Genomic DNA, 22,410 nt, shown 5'->3' with positions numbered 1-22,410 from the left:
AAATACATCTTACCTTAATTCTCTTTAAAAGACTGCTTCTTTATTTACAATATATGCTTTTTTTATTTTATTTGTTACTTTATTAGTATTTAGTCAAATTACAAATTTAAATTTTTATTTTTTTGCTTTTTGTATTTTTACCTTTTTCCCCTTTATTGTAACTTCCTTAAAGTTTTTAAGTACTTTCTCTCCCTTTCCATTTAAAATATCTACATAGGAAAAGCCCTCTTGAACATCAATTATTCCAATATCTTCTCCTGTTAACCCTTGTAGATTACTAAAGCATCCAACAATATCAAAGGCTCTTATTTTCTTTTTCTTTCCTCCATTAATATGTATCTTAACTAAATCATTATGAATGTTAGCCTTAGGTTTTTTACTCTCTTTTAATTGAAGTTTTTGACTTTCCTTAAATAGTTTTCTCCCTAATTTAACTTCTTCCTCTGAAGGAAGAGATGCAATTTTTATAGAGTATCCAATATACTCTTCTATAGCTTCAAAATATTTTTTTTCATAATTATTTGAGAAGGTAATTGCTTTTCCTTCTCTTCCAGCCCTTCCTGTTCTTCCAATTCTATGAACATAACTTTCTCTCTCCATTGGAACTTCATAATTTATAACAAGTTCTATACTATCTACATGAATACCTCTTGCTGCTATATCAGTACAAACTAAAACCTTAAAATGCTTATCTCTAAAGTTTTCCATAACTTCAATACGTTTTTTTTGCTCCATATCTCCATGAAGTTCATTACAAGTTATACCTTCATCTTTAAGCATTTTATAAACATTTTTTACTTTATTTCTTGTATTACAAAAAACTATAGCACTTTCTGGGTGATATGCATAAAGACACTTCCATAAAGCTTTTTCTTTATTTTTTTCCTCTATATAAATTACACTTTCTTCTATTTTATCTCTATTAAAAATCTTTGATTTAACCTCTAAAAGAACAGGATTTCTCATATATTCTTCACATATTTCCTCTATTTCTTTAGAAAAAGTAGCAGAAAATAAAGCCGTTGTTTTATTTAATCTTAACTCACCTAATATATCCTTTATTTGGTCAATAAATCCCATTGAAAGCATCTTATCAGCTTCATCTATAACTACATAATTAATTTCACTTAAATCTAATGTTCCTCTTTCCATATGGTCAAAAACTCTTCCTGGAGTTCCAACTACAATGTGTACTCTTTGTTTAAGTTCTCTTATTTGTTCATTAAAAGGTTGTTTTCCAAATATAGCCGCACATCTAACCTTTTTTAATCTTCCTATATTAGAAAGTTCATCTTTAACTTGAATTGCTAATTCTCTCGTTGGGGTTAGAACTAAGCATTGAACCTTATTTTCATAAACATTTATTTTTTCACAAATAGGTATACCAAAACTTGCTGTTTTTCCACTTCCCGTCTGTGATTTAACTATAATATCCTGACCATTTAATAATTTTGGAATAGATTCTTCTTGAACCTCTGATGGATTTTTATATCCTAAGTTATTAAGTGCTTTTATAATATTCTCACTTAAATTTAATTCGTTAAATTTCATATATTATGTTTATCTCCTTCTTAAAACTTTATTAGTCTTCTTATAGTTATACCATATATTCATTTTTTCTACTAATTTTAATTTCAAACGGCTAAATTCTAGATTTTAATTTTAAAAGTCTAACTACGTTTTCTGTGGTTATTTCTAAATTTTCAACTCCTCTTTTTAAAGCTTCTTCTAAAGATAAAGCTCCATTTACTATACTAAATATGCTATCTATTCCTATTTTATAAAGAGACTCATACCCTACTCCAACTTTTCCTGAAAAAGCAATTACAGGAACTTTATTTTCTTTAGCTAAAATTGAAACCCCACTTGGTGTTTTACCAAATATAGTTTGATTATCTATACTTCCCTCTCCAGTAAAAAGGAAATCTGCACCTTTTATTTTTTTATCTAATTCAGTATGCTCTATAACAAGACCTACTCCTTTTTTTAATTCTCCTCCTATTAAAATTAAAGCGGCACCTAACCCTCCTGCTGCTCCTGCTCCTTCTATATAGGCTATATCTTTTCCTAAATCTCTCTTTATTATAGATGAATAATAACGTAAGTTATTTTCTAATTCACTAACCATTAAACTATCTGCCCCTTTCTGTGGTGCAAATATTTTTGATGCTCCTTTCTCTCCAATTAAAGGATTATTAACATCACAGGCCACTTCAATCTTTACATCTTTTATTCTCTTATCTAAAGAACTTAAATCAATACTTCTTATATTTTTTAATTCTCTCCCTCCAAATCCTATTTGATTTTTATTATTATCTAAAATTTTTGCACCTAAAGCCTGAAGCATTCCACTTCCACCATCATTTGTAGCACTCCCTCCTATTCCAATAACTATATGTTTTATTCCCCTATCTAGAATAATTTTTATAAGTTCTCCTGTACCAAAGGTTGTTGTTATTAAAGGATTTCTTTTTTCTTTTTTTATAAGCTGAATACCAGAAGCACTAGCCATCTCTATAACAGCAGTAGTTTTATTTCCTAAAATACCATAAAAAGCTTCAACCTTATCTCCTAAAGGACCAGTAACTACAGCCTTTTCAACTTTCCCAGAGGTAGCATAAACTAAAGCTTCCACAGTTCCTTCTCCTCCATCGGCCATTGGAACCTTTATGCACTCTGCCTCTTTAATAACCTTTTTAATTCCTCTTTCCATAGCATTGCAAGCTTCTATTGAAGTCATACTTTCCTTAAAAGAATCTGGTGCCAATACAAATTTCATTCCTATTTCTCCTTTAAATATTTTAATTTATTGAACTTAATTAAAAGGTAATGAAATTTTATAAAATTTCATTACCTTTTTTCTTAATAATTATTTACTTTTATGATTAACTTATTTTAATGCTATTTTATATATTTCTAAAATATCCTTAGAATTTAATTTCATAAATTTTCCTACGGTATGAGTATCATTATCTGTGCATTTTTTAGCCATTTCTTCTAATCTTTCCTCTCCAATTCCAAGCTCCTCTAAAGTTATAGGAAGATTTATTGATTTAAAAAATTTCTCTAGCTTATTTATCCCCTCTAAAGCAATTTCTTCCTTATTTTTCCCTTCAATTTTCACTTCAAAAACTCTAGTTGCAAATTGATTGAATCTATCTAAATCATGCTTATAAACAAACTTCATCCACGCAGGAAAAATAACTGCTAATCCTCCCCCATGAGTAACATCATATATCCCACTTAATTCATGCTCTATATCATGAGATGCCCAGTCTGTCTCTCTTCCTGTACTTAAAAGATTGTTATGTGCTATAGTACCAGACCACATTACCTCTGCAAAACTATTATAATCCTCTCTATTTTCTAAAACCTTTGGAACATTGTTTATTACAGTTTTCATTGTTCCTTCAATCAATCTATCAATAAGTTCAACATTTTTTGTATTTGTAAAATATCTTTCCATTAAATGTGCTAAAATATCAGCACTTCCAGCTGATATTTGCTTCTTAGGCAAGGTAAAACATAATTCAGGATTTAACATTGAAAATTTAGGATATAAAAGTGGCGAACCTGTTGATCTTTTATACCAACCTTCTTCATTAGTAATAACAGTTCCAGAGCTTGATTCACTTCCCGCTGCTGGTATAGTTAAAACTGTACCTATTGGAAGAGCTTTTTCTATTTTAATATCTTTAGTAAAGAAATCCCAAACATCACCAGAATAAGGAACTCCAATTGCTATAGCCTTAGCTGAATCAATTACACTTCCTCCACCTACTGCAAGTATAAAATCAACCTTGCTATTTTTACAAAGTTCTATTCCCTTTTTTACTAAGCTTAATCTAGGATTTGGTTTAACCCCTCCAAGTTCTATTACATGTAATCCTGCCTTATTTAAAGAATCTAAAATTTTATCATATAACCCACTTTTTCTAATACTTCCTCCACCATAATGAAAAAGTACCTTACTAGCTCCTAAGCTTTTAATTTCTTCTCCAACCTTACATTCAACTCCCCTACCAAAGTTAATTTTTGTAGGATTATAAAAAGTAAAATTATTCATTTAATTCACCCTTTCTTTTCCATATAATTTAAATTAATTACGTTTACAATATTATATATCACTTTTAAATTTAAGTAAAAGCTTAAAATTTTTAAAACCAAAAAAGGCAACCTTCCCTTAAAGGTTGCCTTTTCTTATATAACTAATTTCCCCCTTAGCAAAATTAATTGCTTATTACACTATTTAAGCAATATTATAAATAATTAAATTCCCCCACTCACTTTAAAATATTACCTAAACATAATTTATTTTAAAAATAAAACTTATATAAATTTTATTTTTATAACTTTATTATTTTAATACTACTTTCAAAGTATGAATTTCAAAAGGCTTAAATATAAGAGTTCTTTCTTCTTTTTCAAAGTCATATCCCTTTATTTCATCCTCAATTAAGTTAACTAATTCCACTTTTTTATATGGAATATTTATATTTACTTTAGCCCTTGCATCTTGTCCATGACACTCATATAGTCTGACTATCATATCATCACTATCTTCAGCTTTTTTTATTGTGTCTATTATTACATTTTCACAATCGACTGAAATCATATCCTTACAAATTAAATTATCTCCTAAGTTTTCACTATAGATAACTTGAATTTTAGAATTAACCTCATGAGCTTCATGAACAACATTTCCTAAAACATAATCTCCCTTATGTGGAAATAGACAATAAGTAAATTCATGCTCTCCTCTATCTGCCTCTGGGTCTGGATACCCTGGGCTTCTTAAAAGATTTAAATCTATCTTGCTTCCTAAAATATTGTGTCCATATTTAGAATCATTTATTAAAGCAACTCCGTAATCTCTCTGTGATAAATCAACCCATCTTTGAGCACATATTTCTCCCTTTGCCATATCCCATGAAGTATTTTCATGAGTAGGTCTTTTTATTGTACCAAACTGTATTTCACAATCAGCCTCTCTTGTATATACATTGGTATTAAAAGATGTTCTAAGCATTTTACCATTTTCATTCCAATTAACCTTTGTATTAAAGTCAATTCGCTTACTTCCTTGTAAAATACTTATTTCTTGAACTAAAGTAGAATCCCCATATTCATACTCTTGATTCATTATTGCTTTTGGTCCATCTATTTTAACTTCTGATTTTACTAATCTAAAGCTTTCAGATGGTCTATCTCCATAAACCCCTGAAAAGTCCCAAGCATCTCCATTATCCTCATAAACTCTAAGCTCATTTCCCTTTTCATCTTTTAAGACTTCTTTATTTAAATCTTTATCAAAAACTCTTAAAATTGTTCCATCTTCATTAAATTGAACCTTAATTAATTCATTTTCTAAGATATTATTTGAAGCTTTAATCTTTGAAAAATCTAAATTAGTCTTAATATCATCTTTTTTAATAATCTCTCCACTTAAAGGATTTAATTTAACCTTTGTCCATAAATCATAAAGCTTAATCCATTGCTCCCTACTCCATGATAATGAGTTTATTAAAATAACCCCTTCTTCTTTGCTCTCTTTATTCTCTATAATATCTCTATATAACTTTTCAGTCATTTCATTAACTTTTAAAAGCATCTTTTCATAGGCCTCAACAGACTCATCATAAACTCTCCCTATAGATGAACCTGGTAAAATATCATGGAATTGATATAAAAGAACTTCTTTCCAGATATTTTCTATTTCTTCCTTTTGATATTCTCCTTTTCCTAAAACCTTAGCTTGCATTGCTGCTAACTCTAAGTTTTTAAGAGCGATTTCCATTTTTCTATTATACTTTTTATTTTTACCATGAGTCGTATAAGTTCCTTGATGTTTTTCTAAATATAGCTCACCACTCCATACACTATACTTATCTATATCTTTTTCTATTCTTTTAAAGAAATCTGTTGAAAGTTCTTGCTTCACAGGAGCTATTCCATTTATATTTTTTTCTCTTTTTAATCTTTCTAAATGTTCTTCTCCTGGACCTCCACCTCCATCACCAATTCCAAATAACATTAAACATTCATCAGATAAACCTTTATCTAAAAAGGCTTTTTCTGATTTAGCAATAGCCCTTGGTGCAGCTGAACTATTATAAGTACCTTCAGGTGGCATATGTGATAATACTCTACTTCCATCTATTCCTTCCCAAAGGAACGTATGGTGTGGAAATTGATTATGATTATTCCATGATAATTTAATAGTCATAAAATAATCTATACCACTTTTCTTAAGTATTTGTGGAAGTGATGCTGAATACCCAAAAACATCTGGAAGCCATAGAGTATCCATTTCCTTATTAAATTCTTCTCTAAAGTATCTTTTACCATATAATAATTGTCTTACTAAAGATTCTCCAGATGGAACATTAGTATCTGGCTCAACCCACATACCTCCTTGTGCTTCCCATCTTCCTTCTTCTACTTTTTCCTTAATCCTTTTATATAAATCTGGATAATAATCTTTCATCCACTTATAAAGTTGTGGTTGACTTGCTCCAAAAATATAGTCAGGATATTTTTCCATATTTGCTAAAACAGTTGAATATGTTCTAGCACCTTTTCTTATAGTTTCTCTTATAGGCCATAACCATGCTAAATCTATATGAGCATGTCCTATAGCTGAAATTGAAAGAGATGGATCTCCTCCCCTTTTGTCTAACTCTTTTTTTAATATTTCTCTAGCTTTTTTAACTTCTTCCTCCTTAAGTATTGTAACCTCCTGTTGTGTAACAACTCCATCCTTTAAGAAATCACATCCACTCATTCCTGTTTTTATACTTAAGACCTTTGAGGCATCATAAAGGGCATTTAAAATTGTATAATACCTTGCACTATCTTCTGGTAACTGATTCATAAGTTCACATAAAACTTCCACATCATAATAAAGCCCCTTTACTTCTTCATTGCAAGTTGCAATATATGCTTCTTTTATAATGCCCTTATCTCTATACTTTCCAAACAAATCATTACATGCACAATCTGCCCATATATCTATCTTTTCTCCTCCTTCAGAATTATCAATAACTGGAACTTCTCTTTTACCTGGCATTCCTAAGCTTAAATCAAATTCTGAATTTAAAGTTGTAAGACCTCTAATTGGATTACCTTCTTTATCTACTACAAAAGCCTCTCCACTTACATCTATTAAAAGTACAATTTTTTCTCCAAGACAATCTTTAGGCACTTCGCCCTTAAAATTAAACCAAGCACAATCCCAAAGCTCTCCCCAAGATTGTCCTATAAGGCCTTTTTTATACTCTCCAGATAATCTATCCTCATAACTTACTGGTTCCTTAGTTATGTACATATCTATTTCTAAAGGTGCAACTACCTTATATATTGCTTTTTCTAGCTTCTCGCACAAACCGTTTACAATATTCTTACGTTCATTCATATGAAATAACATATTCTCACCCCTGTATAAACTTTAAAAATTAAAAATAAAGCTTTAAAACATCTAACTGATATTCTAAATTAAAAGGTTTATTCTATTTTTCTTCAAGAATTTTCTCTATTTTAAAGATATATTATAAGCAAGTAAGTGTAAAGTGGATAAATATTAGTTTTATAGTCTATATTTTTAATATTTATCTATTCCTTTTAATAAAAATACACTTATGTTTTATATAAACATATTTTTATATAAATTAATGGTTAAAGTAAATTATTCTTTTTAATACTATTCTTTTATCTTTTAAATATAAAAAAATATATTATAATTATATGTAAATAATAGCAATACTTATAAAAGAAGGTGATGTTTTATGGATTATGATGTTATTGTAATTGGAAGTGGACTTGGTGGTTTAAGCTTAGGTAGTAGATTGTCAAAGTCTGGTTATAAGGTTTGTGTATTTGAAAAACATTTTATACCTGGTGGATATGCAACAAATTTTAAAAGAAAAGGATATAATTTTGATGTTTCTCTCCATGGAATAGGTGGATTAGATGAAAAAGGTACCTTAAGATATATTTTTAAAGGTTGTGGAATACTTGATAAAATAACTCCTTTAAAAAATGAAGATGCCTATTGTATTTATTTAGATGGAGAAATAATATACATACCTAATAATAAAGATGGATATCTAAACCTTCTAATTAATAAATTTCCTTCAGAAGAAAAAGGAATAAAAAATCTTTTTAATGCTATAGATAGTTTTGAAATTGGTTTTCAAAAATTTATAATAGAAAAAGACTCTGGATTATTTAATAAACTTAATAAACATGTAGCTTTATTTATAAGTTGGTCAAGTAAAAGCACCTATGAAGTTATAAGTAAATATGTTAAAGATGAAAAACTAATAAAATTATTTACAACTTTATGGATGTATTATGGCTTACCTCCTAAAAAGTTAAGTGCACTTTACTTTTTCATACCTTGGATTTCTTATCATAAGTATGGAAAATATTATATAAAGGGCGGCGCTCAAGAACTATCTAATGCCTTCGTTGATGTTATAAAAGAAAATAATGGAGAGGTAAAACTTAAAAGTGAAGTAAGTAAGATTCTCTATAATAATGGACAAGCATATGGAATTGAATTAAAAAATGGAGAAATATTTAAAGCAAAAAGAATAGTTTCAGATATAAATCCTATAAGTACATATAATATGCTTCCTGAAAATGCTTTAAGTGAAAAGGAAAGAAAAAAAATATTTACTGATGAAATAGGTTGTACTCTTACTCAACTTTATATAGGCTTAGATTGTTCTCCTTGTAAACTAAATATACCTAAAGATGAAGTTTTCATTCTTGGAGAAGGAAGTCATGAACATAATTATGAAATCTCATTAAAAAGTGATTATGAAAATGCAAGTTTTCTTCTTACAAACTATAACGGAATGGATAAAAGCTTTAATGAAGAAAGCAAGGGCGTTTTAACAATAACTTATATGGATAATTATGATAATTGGACTAAGAATAATATATCTGACTATAAAAAACAAAAGAAAATTGTTACAGAAAAAATTATAGCTAGAGTAGAAAAATATTATCCTGGAATAAAGAATCATATAGTTTTAACAGAACTTGGAACACCTAAAACCATGGAAAGATATACTAATAACCCTAAGGGGGCTGTATATGGTTATGCACAGACAGTAAAACAAGCAGGGAAATATAGAATTCAAAGTAAAACATCAATTGAAAATTTAAGCTTAGTTGGTGCATGGGTAAGTCCTGGTGGTGGATATGAAGGAACTATATCAGGTGGTATTAGTGAAGCTAATAGAATATTAAAACTTGATAAATAGCTTATAAAAATAAGACTAAGAACGTTTTTATTTTTTTCTTAGTCTTAATTTATTTAAAAAGGATTAATTTTGTAATGTGCTAAAATGTGCGGAAGAAGTTATTTCTATAAAATAGGTTTAATCCTTCTTAAATACATAATTTTATATGCTTTTTTTAGTTTTTCCTTTTTTCAATCTTTATATTCTAGTTTTAAAAATAAAATTTTCAGCTAATTTTAAACAAAGTTCTACTTAAAATAAATAATTTAAATATATTTATATAAGTTTTAGTAGTATATAATAAAGCTATAAATATAATTTAAAGGGGTGCATGATTTTATGATAAAACATATAGTAATGTGGAAATTAAAAGATAAATCTGAAGGCTTTGATAAGGATTTAAATGCTAAAAAAATAAAGGAAGATTTAGAAAAACTAAAATCTATAATAAGTGAACCTATTTCTCTTGAGGTTGGAATAGATATAAATAAATCTAGTCAAGCTTATGATGTAGTTTTATATTCAACCTTTGAATCTCTAGAAAAATTAAATTCTTACCAAGAAAATCCTAATCACCTTAAAATAGCTTCTTTTATTAAAAGTGTAGCTTCTTCAAGAGTAGTTGTAGATTATGAGATTTAAAAAATTATAAAAGTATATAAATAAATTCTAATAAAAAATATTACTTAAAGCTATTTAAATAGCTTTAAGTAATATTTTATAAATTAAAGTTTTAATCTTATTTTATTTTTTCAAAAATAAGTATTTCATCTAAAGGTGAATTCATATCTATTTCCTTTGGTCCTAAAATTAATTCTTCTTTATACTTCCACTTCCCTCTTGGGAAAATAACCTTTCTTTTTCTGTCTCCTTTTTTTATATTAGGAGCTATCATATATTTTTCTCCTAACATAAATTGGTCTTTAATACTTTCAAGGCCCTCCTTAGGAAATTCATATTCCATATATCTTACAATAGGTTCACAGTTAACACTTGATTTTTTTGCTAACTCATAAATATACTCTGAATATTTTAAATGTTCTAAAGCAGAATTTTTACAAATTTCAAAATTTTCCTCACTTAAAACTCTCCAAGGTGCTGCGGAAAATTGCATCATAGGCATAAAGGTTGCACATTGTGCATATCTTACAAATAATTCCTCATCTAAATTTGAACTATTTTCTAAAAAGTTAAGATACTCCCCTCCTCCAATCATATCTGGACAAGTATATGAATATCCTAAAAGTCCTTGTAATAGTTGATTAGGTATAAGAGAAGAAACCCCATTTAATTCCCAACTATGATTTTTATCTGCTAATCTTTGAACTAGGGGAAGTCCTGCACATTGAAAACAAGCTCTAAATTCATTATATCTATAATTTTCTCCTAGCCTTGCCCATAACTTACTTTGAGTGTTTGGATCTATTTTTTTATAAGTTATATCATCATTACTATAAAAACAAGCATCTCCAGCATCAAATTTAAATCCATCAATACCGTATTCTTCAATCAAAAAATTATTTTGATTTAAATACCACTTAACAGCTTCAGGATTTGTTAAATCTAAAACTGCTGAATAACCATTCCACCATTCCTTTATAGAAACAGAACCCTCTTTATTTTTTACTAAATATCCCTTATCTCTTAAATATCTAAACTCTTGTGTATCAGGAGTTATAAAGGGGCATGTCCATAGCATTACCTTAAAGCCTAATTCATGAAGTTTATCTATCATCCTCTTAGGATTTTTAAACTTTTCACCATTAAATCTCCATTTTCCATAGTAATCACTCCACCCATCATCAATCATTATTATTCCACTAGGCATACCATTTTTTATTATAGACTTTGCATACTCTAAGATTTTTTCTTCTCTTTGGTCATATAAAAGTTCAATCCATGTGTTATACTGTGGTTTAGTAAAGAAAATCTTAGGTGGTACCTTTCCCTTTGACTTAAAAAATTTTTTTGATGCGTCTAAAAAAGCATCTCTTAAGGTTTCTCCAGCACTATACATTTTAGGAATAGAACTCTTACAAGAAATTTCAATTATTCCATTATTAATTTTCAAATTAAATCCTGCATCACACCATATATATCTTCCCTTATTAGAAAATAATATTGTATTTACTTGATTTGGACTTTTATTTATCTCTATGTTAACTTCATAGTTTGAACTACTGTTTAATGGATACTTAGCTCCATCATTAACAACAGGTCCATACCAATACTCATTTTCTATCATTTTAAAAATATATCTTTTAATTCTATCCATCTTAATACCTCATAAAAACTCATATTATTTTCCACCAGTTAAAGCTATTCCTTCAACAAAATGCTTTTGAAATAACAAATATATAATCATCATTGGCCACATAGCTATAAAAGCCCCAGCCATCATAACTGGATAATCAGTACTAAACTGTCCACTTAAAGAAGCTAATCCTGAAGCTAAAGTCATTTTATCCATAGACATATTTACTATTAAAGGCCACATTAAATCGCTCCAAGCAAAAACTGCTGTAAATATTGAAAGAGCCATTATAGGTGTTTTAGTAAGTGGCAACATTATTTTACTAAATATTTGCCACTGATTACATCCATCTATTTTAGCAGCCTCTGATAATTCATTGGGTAACCCCATATAAAATTGTCTTAGAAAAAAAACTCCAAAAGCACTTACTATTCCAGGAAAAACTAAAGCTTTTATACTATTTAACCAGCCTAATTCAGCAACCATTGAATATTGAGGAATTATAAATATTTGTGCTGGTAGCATAAGTTGTATCACTACTAAAGCAAATAACATCTTTTTCCCTGGAAAATTTAATTTAGCAAAAGCATATCCTGCCATAGAACTAAATACTATAGCAAAAATTATTCTAAATAACATCATAACTATAGTGTTGAAAAAAAGAGTAGCAAAAGGTAAAGTATTCCATGCATTTATATAATTTCCCCACTGAAAGTTCTCTGGAACAAATGTAATAGGAATTTTTATAGCTTCAGAAAAAGTTTTTAAAGAAGTTAATATCATCCATAAAAAAGGAAATATCATTGATATACTTCCTAGTATTAAAATTAAATGTATCAATACTTTTTTATTATTTATTTTTTTCCCATTATTAATAGTATATTTATTTACTATATCATTTTTAACCTTAGAAATATTCACTATGTTTCACCTCTTTTATTCATAATTTACCCATTTCTTCTGAACTTTAAATTGAATAGCTGTAATAATAGCAATGATTAAAAAAGTCCATAACACTATTACTGAAGCATATCCTTTATCCCCTATTTCAAAAGCATGTCTATAAAATAAATATGTTAAAGTTTGCGTTCCTTCTAATGCTGGATTTCCTTCTCCTATAAGCATATACATAAAATCAAATTGCTTAAGAGCTGACATTACCCTCAAAACTAATACAAAAAATAAGGTTGGTGATACAAGAGGTACTGTTATCTTAAAAAATTGCACTATGCTTGAAGCACCATCTACTTTAGCTGCTTCATAATATGTTTTTGGTATTCCTTGTAATCCTGCTAAAATTAAAATTATGTCATATCCAATGCTACTCCATATAGTAACTATAGATATAGATATCATAGCTATTTTTGGATCTGTTAACCAAGATGGCCCTTCTATTCCAAATATACTTAAAAAATAATTTATTAATCCATAATCTGTATTAAATAACCATTTCCATACCATCGCTATTGCAGCTGGTGCAACAACTATAGGCAAAAAGTAAATAGCCCTATAAATACTCTTTCCCTTTATTTTAGAATTTAATAAAGATGCAAAAATAAGAGCTAATATTATGCCTGCAGGTACTGATAAAATCATATATACTATTGTATTTTTTGTAGCTTGCCAAACAACAGGATCATTAAAAAATCTAATATAGTTCTCAATTCCTGACCATGACATCTTACCAAAAGCTCCCGTTTTATTAAATGATAAAAATATAGTCTGAAAAAAAGGAATTATATTTATAATAATTAATCCTATTATAGTCGGTGCTATAAATAAATATCCCCATAAACTTTCTGAAAATTTATATTTTTCTTTAATTCTTGCTTTACTTCTCATAAATATCTACCCCTATACACTTATATTTAAGAGTTGATTTTATTTATAATAAATAATAAAATCAACTCTTAAAAAACAAAGCTATTTCTTTTTACTCAGTTGCTAAATTCTTAGTCATTTCATCATAAATAACCTTTGAACCTTCTTCAACTGTTATTTCTCCCATCATCATTTTTTTAACCATTTCTCTTTCTGTTTTTCCCCAATTAGCTTTTGTTAATGATGTTGAAACTGGAACTGAATAATCCTTCATATCTAAAAATACTTGAACATTATGGTTAGGATAAGTCTTTACCCATTCATCTGCTGAACCATTTCTAGCTGAAATAGCTGTTCCATTTGTAGCCTGTAAGTCTTGTGCTTCTTCTGATGCTAAAAATGATAAAAATTTCTTAACCTCATCTGGATGTTCAGTATTTGCATTTCCAACAAAACTTAAACCATTTATTATACTAGCTCTTTCTTTTCCCTTAGGTAAAACTGCAATATCAAATTTATTAGCTATATCTTCATTAGCTACATATGAACTCATTCTCCAACTTCCTAAATAACTCATAGCAACTTTTCCTGATTGAAATAAAGTATCCACATTTGTATCTGCAAGTTGAGCTAAAGTAGGAGAAACATCATGTTTATTTGCTAAATCAATATAAAATTGTAGTCCTTCTAATGTATTTGGATCTGTGTAACCTGATTTACCATCTTTAAGAACATATCCTCCTGCTTGAGCTATAGGTGGTAAATATCCTTGTTGATCTTCAAGGGCTGCTGCAAAGCCGTATATACCCTTTTCTTTGTTAGTAAGTTTCTTAGACACCTCAACTAGCTTATTCCAATCCCAAGTATCATCAGGATATGGTATATTTGCTTCGTCAAATATTTCTTTATTATATACAAGGGCTATTGTGTCAAAATCTTTAGGCACTCCATATACAGCACCATTATAACTTGCTAAACTTACTAAACTTTCTGGATAATCTTTATAACCATTTGTACCTTCTAAATCACTTAAATCCATTAGCATATCATTACTTGCATATTTTAAAAACTCATTTGTATGCATCCAAAATACATCTGGTAGCTCTCCTCCCGTAGCTGCAGCCTCCATTTTTGTCCAATATTCTTCCCATGGAGTTACTTGAACTTCTATTTCTATATTTGGATTTTCTTCATTAAATTTTTCTACCAATGATTTCATTCCATTTTCTTGTATTTTATCCCATATTCCAAAAGTTAATTTTACTTTTTCTCCACTTTCATTTGTATTATTATTGCTGCTTGTATTACTACCACAACCTATCATTCCTATTGTTAAAATACCTGCTAATACCATCAAAGAAAACCTTTTCTTAGTCATAATTAATCTCCTTCCACTTTTTCTTTATTATAACATTTTTTACAAATAATTCTATTGGATATTTTTTAGATTATCTTTGAATTTTTTTCACATTATTTCTACACATCATAGGAGTTTCATTTGTAATCTTTTTAAATACTCTATAAAAATATTGTAAGTCATTATATCCTACACTTTCAGCTATAGTGCTTATATCAGAATTCGTACTTTCTAAAAGTTTTTTTGCTTTTAATATTCTTGTTCTTGTTATATATGAAATTACACTCTCTCCTATTTCTTTGGTGAAAATTGATGATAGATATGAATAATTTAAATTAAATAATTTTGATAACTTTTTTACACTAAGATCTTCAAAATAATTTTTATCTATATAATTTTTCACTTGAATTGGTATGTTTTTATCAGATTTTTTTATATTATTTAGTTCATATATATTTTCTATAACTTCTAATATAAATTTAATTATCTCATTTTTATTTTTAGCTTTGTAAATATAAGATTTTATTTCTAGATTTGAATTTACAAAATTATATGAATTATAACCATATAATTTAATAATAATTTCTATAATTTTGTCTAAAATATAATTTATATAAAAACAAGAATTTATTTTGTCAACCTCTATGTTAAATAAACTGTTTATTATAATTCTAATATTAAATAAATCTCCTTTTTTTAAATAACTTCCAATTAGGTTAATCTTTTCTTCAAAATCTTTTTCTACAACTGATTTTGTATTACTTTTGTATTTAAAAATAAACTTATTTTCTACAAAAAATCTATTTTTCAATGCTTCTTCTGCTTGTTTATATAATCTTTTTTCTATTATTGAACTTATTTCACTTATCCCTATATATAATTCTAAATTCATAGAATTTTTTAAAATTCCATTTATATTTTTACATATAATGTAAGAATTTTTTTCTAAATTTTCTTCTAATTCATCTAAAAAAATTATTATAAACTGATTTGCGAAAGTTAAACTTTCTATTATATAAAATTTAACTTTTATATTCAAACTATATATTATTTTATTTATATAATATTTAAATAAATTTATATTATTGTAATCTAATTTTTCTTCTTTATTTTCTTTAAAGTTAATATTTAGTATAGATACCAAACACTTCAATCCTTTCAGATTACTATTTTTATAAAAATTCATTATATTAATATCCTTAAAAATAGCATCTTTAATTAACTCTTTAATTTTAAATTCATTGATAACTTCTTTAGCATCTGAATATTCATTTATAATATTTTTCTGCTCATTATTAACTTCTATTTTTTTTAATATTTTTTCTATAGTTTCATAAAAAATATCATCTTCTATAGGTTTAAGTAAATAACCACTAACCCCCATATTTATTGCTTTTTTTGCATATTCAAATTCTCCATATCCACTAATAATAACAATATTAACATCCAAATTTTCTTCTCTAATTTTTTCAATTAATTCTATTCCACTACATTTTGGCATCTTAATATCAGTTATTACCAAATCAATTTTAATTTTTTTTAAAATATTAATAGCCTCTATCCCATTGTTAGCTTCTAATATATCAAATTCATACCTTTGATTTAATAAAGAAATTATACCATTTCTTATAATAATCATATCTTCAACTATCAAAACTCTTATCATAAAATTCTCCCTCCAAATGAATAAAACTATATAATATATGGTAAAGAGACTATTACTTTAGTTCCCTCTCCTTCAAATGAATTAATAGCTATTCCGTAGCTTTCTCCAAAACTCAATTTTATTCTTTCTTGTATATTTTTAAGGCCTATTCCACCACTAGTAAATTTATTCAAATTATTATTTTCACTATTTTTATAATATAATTTTTCATTAATTAAATTTAATATATCTTTTTTAATCCCTATTCCATCATCTTGAATAATTATTTCAATATTTTTAGAAAAATTTTTTTCTACAATATTTACTCTTATTTCTATACAGGAGTCTGATTTTTTATATTTAAAAGCATGTTTTATTATATTTTCTATAATAGGTTGAAGTATAAATCTAATTATTTTAATATTATATAAAACTTCTTCAATATCATAAAAAACAATTACTTTATATGATAAATGTAATTGTTGCAAATAAATATAATCCTTTATATGTTCAATTTCTTCACCTAATGTAGTTAACTCCATATCTTCTATATTTATATTGTATCTAAACATTCTACCTAGTCTTTGTGTTATCTCTCTTATTTCTATAGCTTTGTATAAAACTGCTATTGAATTTATAACCTCCAAAGTGTTATATAAAAAATGAGGATTAATCTGATATTGTAATGACTTAATTTTAGCTTCCTTTGTTTCTAATTTACATAAATAATTTTCCTTTATTTTAATATTTAACTCCTTTACTGTGTTATTAAATTTATTCTCTAAAATTCCAAATTCATCTTCAGAATTTATTTGCTTATCAATAGTAAAATCTTCTTTTTCTAATCTTTCAAACTTATTTAATATTTTATAAATTTTATTACTAGTATTTTTTGAAATAATCCATGCTGCCAAAACAGATAAACTACTACCTATTAACATAAATATAATTATATTTCTTCTAGCCTTATTAACTATACTAAAAATATCTTTTTCTAATATTTCATTTATTAAAATCCAATTATTTTCTAAAATAATATATGATATAACTTTTTTATTATAAGTAGTGGTTTGTACAAATTTATTATTTATATTTTCAAATAATTCATTTTTATTATTTGTATTATACAAATCTCCATTTATAATATTTTTATATTTATTATCAATGATTGTATAAACATCTTTATTTCCTTTGTTTTTATTTATATAATCCTTAATTATTTTTTTATCTACTACAAAAGTTATTACTCCCATTTCTTTAGCATACATAAAATATTTAAATTCTTTAAAAATATATATATTTTCATCATTTTCATATACATTAGAAATCCAAATTGGATTTTCTAAAAGTTTCTTATTTTTTAAACTATAAAAAAAATCTATATAATTATTTGAAGTTTTTATAATGCTATCTTTACCATAAACTAACTTTTCAGAATTATATAAATCTATAATTATTGAATCTAAATAAGGAGTATTATAAATTATTGTATTAAAATATTTACTTAATTTCTCTTTTTCAAAAGTAATTTCTATTGAATCATAATTGTTCATATTCATTAATATATCTAATATATTTTGATTATTAACTGACATATGCAAATCTTTTTCTAACATATTAATCATATAATTTATACCTAAACTTGTCTGTTCAACTATTTTATTAGATAATATTTCAACATTATTTTTCATATTTCTATAGGAACTATAATCATAATATATTGCTATTATAATCATAGGAATAACCCCTATAAGAATAAAACTTATCATTATCTTATTTCGAATACTTTTAAAAATATTTTTAACTCCCAAACTTTTCCCCCTTTATATGTATTATTATATAATATTTTACATTTTACCCAATTTTAAGTCAAAACTATATGCTAACATTAACATTTTTTTAATAAATAAAAAGCTTAAGTAATATTACTTAAGCTTTTTATTTATTAAATTTAAAAATAATTATTCCTTTGATTTTTCTATTAATTTTTCTATATTCTTATTTAATCTGCTTAATTGTCTTATTATCATCCAATTTTGTTCAGTTAATGCACTTAAATATGTAACTTTAGCTTGCTCTTCTGCTTTTGAAAAACTCAAGGCCATTCCAACTTTAAAAAAAGAATTACCTATCAAATCATCAGCAATTCTATTAAGTACAATTAAATCTTTTTCATCTAAATCTTCTAATTGATATTTATCCATAAACTTCTTAATTTGTTTAGCTTGCTTATCTTCTTTACTTTTTTTATTAAATAAAGCCATTTAAATCACCTCTTTTATTAAATATAATAATAAAAAAATAATTAAAAATTTCTATTTAATATCTATATCTATTATATCCACCAAAGGATGTATTATCTCTATCAAACCAAGAATCTAAAAGTTCAAACCAGTTACCAACTTTATTTATTTTAGGATTTAAGCCATCTTTACACCAAGCTAATTTTCCGTATCCAGTTCCTAAATTATAAGCATTTGTATCTAAAGGACTATACCATCTTTGAATATACCAATGAGGTATTGATTGGCCTGAATATTGGTCATAGTAATATCTATTACCATCAGGAAGAAAAATACTTATACCATTTTTTCCTTCTTTAAAGCCTTTAAAATCTTTACCTGCAAAGGAATATAAAATTAATTGGTCTACATTTTTCATAACATTTTTTGATAATTTTTTAGTAGTATCATTAAAATCATCACTTAAACTAATTTTTTCACATAAATCATATAAGTCAAAGTATGGATATTCAATCCATTCATACTGATCTCTTTCCTTGAAATAATGCATAGTTTCTACATTTTTACCTGTACCTCTTAATTTTTCAATAGCCTCTTTCTTATTATTTTTACTTAAATTTCTTGCTAAAGCATCAACTGATTTTTTAACTTTTTCTATTTTTGTAAGGTCATAGCAACTTAATTGTTGACTACTTGCACCATAACTATTTACTGAATCTCTTTGCTCCTCTACAAATAAAGCACCAAGCTCATTGTTAGTTACTGTAGAAGGGTCATATATTTTCTCTTTTCCTCCTAAAGTAGAATCAACTTCCCCATTATCACCCTTTGTAGATTTTAATCTTGAAAATATTTTATCATAAGGATAACCAAATCCCCAAACAACTGGTGCTGATGCTACAAGGGTTTTAGCTTCAAAACTTCCGTTGTTAGGTCTATATTGATAAGCTACCTCTGAATTTCCCATTAAACATGCATCAAATACTAAGACATCAACAGATTCTTCCTTACTTAATACATCTGAAATTTCTCCAGTATAAAGACAATCCTTATCATTACTATCATCCCAACAAATTGCCTTATTTATAGTACTAGCTTTGTCATTCTCATCCTTAGCACCACCACCATGATTAGACATTATTAGCATATACTTATCAGCTTCATAATTTTTTTTACAGAAATTAATAAATTTTTTTAAAGTATTTGCATCTCCCATATTAGCTTCATAATTGCTTGTAGTTGTTATTTCAGGAAACTCCTTTTCTCCACTAATTCTCTCAGCAGAATTTTCACCTATTTTATAAAGTCTTGTATCTTCAAAGTTAGAGCCTAATATCTTTGAATCATTAGAATATCCTGGTATTCTATCAACTAATACTATAATATTTAAATTAGGATTATTTTTATATCCCTCTTTCATTTCTTCAATATCATTAAGTATATATTCTTCTAAATTATTGTCACAATCGGCATAAACCATAACAGTTAACTTTTTATCACCTTCAGTTTTTTCAACATCTTTAATTTTTTCAGATACTGTTTTTTGTTTATGTCTTGGAGCTGCATTTACATTTAAAGTTTTAGTAAAAATTAAGCTTCCCATTGTAATAGTAGCCATAAGTAAGGCTAATTTTTTCTTAAACATATGAATCCCCCATTTAATTTAATATTTTATTAACAATAATTTAATATTAAATTAACATTAGGATTTTTCAATAGAATTTGCTTAACTGGTCAAAATTCATACATAACTGGATAAAATTATTAAGCTATTTCTTACCATTCATACTGTTTTAATTTAGTATCATACTCTAAGAAAATATCATCTCCATCTTCTCCAACAAGAGTCATTTCGTATTTTAAAATTTCAACATCATCAATATTTCCAGTACTTGGTCCAAATGTATCTGTTTTAGCACTTGTTTCTCCTGGCATTATTGTATCTGTAAAAGTTAAATAACTCTTTTCATTAACGTCCTTATTTAAAATTGTAACTTGACAATATTTTATTGGTAATTTTGAGTTATTAGTTAAAGTTGCCTCTACATATACCTTACCAATAGAATCTGGTTCTCTAACTTTAATATCTAATTTTATATCGTCAATATTTATAGGTGCTTCGTTCTTTTCCTCTTTTTTCCCCTTTGATTCATCTTTTGATACAGAAACATTTTCCTCACTACTTTCATTAGTAGCTGTATTTCCACATCCAATTAATCCTAAGGATAAAGTTAAAGCACACCCTAATGCTATTATTTTATTTTTTTTCATTACTATATCCCTCCTAAACCTATTTCACATTTTTATATTAATATATATCAATTTTTTGTCAATAAATTATAATAATTCCATATAAAAATTTAATCATTATACAAATTTTAATAATAAAATTCATATATTAGTTTCCTTTTTATAAATTTGTTAACTTTAATTTCTAAATAAAAAAGCTTAAATTTTATTAAAAATAAAAAAAATGTATTAGAATAATATTAATTTTTTATTCTAATACAATAATTTTTTATAAAACGTAATTTCTATATATTCGTAACCTATATATAGTAAATGAAATAGTACCTTTTAATATATTAGATATTGCAATACTAAACCATACTCCCTTTACCCCTAAAAACTTAACTAAAAATAAAGCCATAGGAATTCTAAATAATGTAAATATAATACTTATATAAGAAGGTATTTTAGGAAGTCCTAATCCTGAAAAAACACCATTTGATATCATCTCAATGGTACTAAATATTTGAACAAAACCAAGTACCTTTAAATAACCACTTCCAATTATTATTGTAGCTCTATCCTTAACAAATAATCCAACTAATATACCTGGAATAAATATAAATAAGGCTGATATTATTAAAGAGTAAACTCCTCCTAAAATCAAAGCTTTATTATATCCTTCATTTATTCTTTTTAATTTCTTAGCTCCATAATTTTGCCCTGTAAAACCTGCTATAGCACCATTTAATCCTCCAATTATCATAAAACTTACAGATTCTATCTGAAGTCCTATTTTTTGAGCTGCTATAGCATCTGCTCCAAAACTTGCTATAATCCTAGCTAAAATAATGTTTACTAAGGTAAAAAGCACTCTTTGAGATGCCATTGGAAAACCTAATCTAGCTATCTCTTTAACTTTTTCATAATTTAATTTCCTCTTAAAGTTTATTTTACATATATCTTTTCCATAATGTATATACATTAAAAACATAAGCAAATTAGAAATCAAGGTTGCAATAGCTGCTCCAAAAACACCAAGTTTAAATATATATATAAATAATGGGTCTAATAAAATATTTAAAACAATACCTGTAGCACTAATTTTTAAAGCTAATTTGTTATTTCCAAAACTAGCTAATATTCTAGTAAAAAGATAATTAAAAAAGCTAAAAAATAATACTGGTGCACTTACAAGTAAATATATATACGAGTCTCTCTCCACTATTAAATCCTTTAAATTTAAGAATCCTATAAATGCTTTTCCAAAAAACACTAATATTAAGGAATATATTATACCTATAAAAAGATTCATTATAAGACCTGTCTTTATATATTCCTCTGTTTCTAGTTCATTTTTTCTTCCTACCTCATGAGAAACTTTAATACCAGTTCCTGTAACTACTAATGCATTTATAGAGTATCCAAGACCTATAAAAAAACTTGAGGACCCAATACTAGCTACAGCACTACTTCCAAGTCCTCCTACCCAAAACATATCTATAATTCCATAAGCAAACTGAAGAAATGAACTTCCCATAATAGGAATTGCTAATGATATTAAAACTTTTAAAACTTTACCCTTTGTTAAATCTACTTTTTGCATTCTT

Annotated in this window: 16 protein-coding genes; 2 read left to right on the top strand and 14 right to left on the bottom strand. The window is 26.4% G+C overall.

Annotated features, from left to right (window positions below; genetic code table 11):
* Window positions 1-114: 114 nt before the first annotated feature.
* The 4 genes from AC4FRL_RS00840 to AC4FRL_RS00825 form a co-directional block, all read right to left on the bottom strand.
* Window positions 115-1,551 carry a DEAD/DEAH box helicase gene (locus AC4FRL_RS00840; protein WP_491138077.1) on the bottom strand — a complete coding sequence of 479 codons (1,437 nt, stop codon included), beginning with the start codon at window positions 1,549-1,551 and terminating at the stop codon, window positions 115-117.
* Window positions 1,552-1,642: 91 nt separating this feature from the next.
* The gene (locus AC4FRL_RS00835; RefSeq protein WP_491138076.1) at window positions 1,643-2,779 is read right to left on the bottom strand and encodes a glycerate kinase; all 1,137 of its coding nucleotides are present in this window, start codon (window positions 2,777-2,779) and stop codon (window positions 1,643-1,645) included.
* A 111-nt stretch (window positions 2,780-2,890) separates the two neighbouring features.
* Complete coding sequence (locus tag AC4FRL_RS00830) at window positions 2,891-4,066, bottom strand: iron-containing alcohol dehydrogenase (protein ID WP_491138075.1); 1,176 nt, start codon at window positions 4,064-4,066, stop codon at window positions 2,891-2,893.
* 291 nt (window positions 4,067-4,357) lie between these two features.
* Window positions 4,358-7,426, bottom strand: a complete 3,069-nt coding sequence (locus tag AC4FRL_RS00825) for an alpha-mannosidase (RefSeq protein WP_491138074.1) — start codon at window positions 7,424-7,426, stop codon at window positions 4,358-4,360.
* 358 nt (window positions 7,427-7,784) lie between these two features.
* On the opposite strand from AC4FRL_RS00825, the gene AC4FRL_RS00820 reads away from it, so the two are divergent.
* Window positions 7,785-9,272, top strand: a complete 1,488-nt coding sequence (locus AC4FRL_RS00820; protein ID WP_491138073.1) for a phytoene desaturase family protein — start codon at window positions 7,785-7,787, stop codon at window positions 9,270-9,272.
* Between the two features lie 318 nt (window positions 9,273-9,590).
* Window positions 9,591-9,893 carry a Dabb family protein gene (locus AC4FRL_RS00815; protein WP_491138072.1) on the top strand — a complete coding sequence of 101 codons (303 nt, stop codon included), beginning with the start codon at window positions 9,591-9,593 and terminating at the stop codon, window positions 9,891-9,893.
* A gap of 97 nt (window positions 9,894-9,990) precedes the next feature.
* Here AC4FRL_RS00815 and AC4FRL_RS00810 read toward each other — a convergent pair whose 3' ends face one another.
* The 10 genes from AC4FRL_RS00810 to AC4FRL_RS00765 all read right to left on the bottom strand — a co-directional run bounded on the left by AC4FRL_RS00810 (window position 9,991) and on the right by AC4FRL_RS00765 (window position 22,406).
* Window positions 9,991-11,526: a glycoside hydrolase family 31 protein gene (locus AC4FRL_RS00810; RefSeq protein ID WP_491138071.1), complete on the bottom strand. Its 1,536-nt coding sequence runs from the start codon at window positions 11,524-11,526 to the stop codon at window positions 9,991-9,993.
* A 24-nt stretch (window positions 11,527-11,550) separates the two neighbouring features.
* A complete protein-coding gene (locus AC4FRL_RS00805) occupies window positions 11,551-12,426 on the bottom strand; it encodes a carbohydrate ABC transporter permease (protein ID WP_491138069.1) in 876 nt (291 codons plus the stop codon).
* Between the two features lie 15 nt (window positions 12,427-12,441).
* Window positions 12,442-13,347, bottom strand: coding sequence for a carbohydrate ABC transporter permease (locus tag AC4FRL_RS00800; RefSeq protein ID WP_491138067.1), 906 nt, complete (start codon window positions 13,345-13,347; stop codon window positions 12,442-12,444).
* Between the two features lie 91 nt (window positions 13,348-13,438).
* Window positions 13,439-14,704, bottom strand: coding sequence for an ABC transporter substrate-binding protein (locus AC4FRL_RS00795; protein ID WP_491138066.1), 1,266 nt, complete (start codon window positions 14,702-14,704; stop codon window positions 13,439-13,441).
* Window positions 14,705-14,774: 70 nt separating this feature from the next.
* Entirely contained in the window at window positions 14,775-16,349 is a 1,575-nt protein-coding gene (locus AC4FRL_RS00790) for a response regulator transcription factor (protein ID WP_491138065.1), read from the bottom strand.
* Between the two features lie 26 nt (window positions 16,350-16,375).
* Window positions 16,376-18,139 (bottom strand): sensor histidine kinase, encoded by a 1,764-nt coding sequence (locus AC4FRL_RS00785; RefSeq protein ID WP_491138064.1) that lies wholly within the window; start codon window positions 18,137-18,139, stop codon window positions 16,376-16,378.
* 150 nt (window positions 18,140-18,289) lie between these two features.
* Window positions 18,290-18,592 (bottom strand): hypothetical protein, encoded by a 303-nt coding sequence (locus tag AC4FRL_RS00780; protein ID WP_491138062.1) that lies wholly within the window; start codon window positions 18,590-18,592, stop codon window positions 18,290-18,292.
* Between the two features lie 55 nt (window positions 18,593-18,647).
* Entirely contained in the window at window positions 18,648-20,216 is a 1,569-nt protein-coding gene (gene cloSI, locus AC4FRL_RS00775) for a clostripain (RefSeq protein WP_491138061.1), read from the bottom strand.
* Window positions 20,217-20,347: 131 nt separating this feature from the next.
* A complete protein-coding gene (locus AC4FRL_RS00770; protein WP_491138060.1) occupies window positions 20,348-20,842 on the bottom strand; it encodes a hypothetical protein in 495 nt (164 codons plus the stop codon).
* Window positions 20,843-21,089: 247 nt separating this feature from the next.
* A complete protein-coding gene (locus AC4FRL_RS00765; RefSeq protein ID WP_491138059.1) occupies window positions 21,090-22,406 on the bottom strand; it encodes an MATE family efflux transporter in 1,317 nt (438 codons plus the stop codon).
* Window positions 22,407-22,410: the final 4 nt, after the last annotated feature.

Source organism: Clostridium sp. TJA032, assembly GCF_058310275.1.
This window is presented reverse-complemented; position numbering and strand designations above follow the sequence as displayed.

Bases quoted from the DNA above. Each gene is read 5' to 3' on its own strand.
- AC4FRL_RS00840 (WP_491138077.1), bottom strand. From the start codon at position 1,551: ATGAAATTTAACGAATTAAATTTAAGTGAGAATATTATAAAAGCACTT.
- AC4FRL_RS00835 (WP_491138076.1), bottom strand. From the start codon at position 2,779: ATGAAATTTGTATTGGCACCAGATTCTTTTAAGGAAAGTATGACTTCA.
- AC4FRL_RS00830 (WP_491138075.1), bottom strand. From the start codon at position 4,066: ATGAATAATTTTACTTTTTATAATCCTACAAAAATTAACTTTGGTAGG.
- AC4FRL_RS00825 (WP_491138074.1), bottom strand. From the start codon at position 7,426: ATGTTATTTCATATGAATGAACGTAAGAATATTGTAAACGGTTTGTGC.
- AC4FRL_RS00820 (WP_491138073.1), top strand. From the start codon at position 7,785: ATGGATTATGATGTTATTGTAATTGGAAGTGGACTTGGTGGTTTAAGC.
- AC4FRL_RS00815 (WP_491138072.1), top strand. From the start codon at position 9,591: ATGATAAAACATATAGTAATGTGGAAATTAAAAGATAAATCTGAAGGC.
- AC4FRL_RS00810 (WP_491138071.1), bottom strand. From the start codon at position 11,526: ATGGATAGAATTAAAAGATATATTTTTAAAATGATAGAAAATGAGTAT.
- AC4FRL_RS00800 (WP_491138067.1), bottom strand. From the start codon at position 13,347: ATGAGAAGTAAAGCAAGAATTAAAGAAAAATATAAATTTTCAGAAAGT.
- AC4FRL_RS00795 (WP_491138066.1), bottom strand. From the start codon at position 14,704: ATGACTAAGAAAAGGTTTTCTTTGATGGTATTAGCAGGTATTTTAACA.
- AC4FRL_RS00790 (WP_491138065.1), bottom strand. From the start codon at position 16,349: ATGATAAGAGTTTTGATAGTTGAAGATATGATTATTATAAGAAATGGT.
- AC4FRL_RS00780 (WP_491138062.1), bottom strand. From the start codon at position 18,592: ATGGCTTTATTTAATAAAAAAAGTAAAGAAGATAAGCAAGCTAAACAA.
- cloSI (WP_491138061.1), bottom strand. From the start codon at position 20,216: ATGTTTAAGAAAAAATTAGCCTTACTTATGGCTACTATTACAATGGGA.
- AC4FRL_RS00770 (WP_491138060.1), bottom strand. From the start codon at position 20,842: ATGAAAAAAAATAAAATAATAGCATTAGGGTGTGCTTTAACTTTATCC.
- AC4FRL_RS00765 (WP_491138059.1), bottom strand. From the start codon at position 22,406: ATGCAAAAAGTAGATTTAACAAAGGGTAAAGTTTTAAAAGTTTTAATA.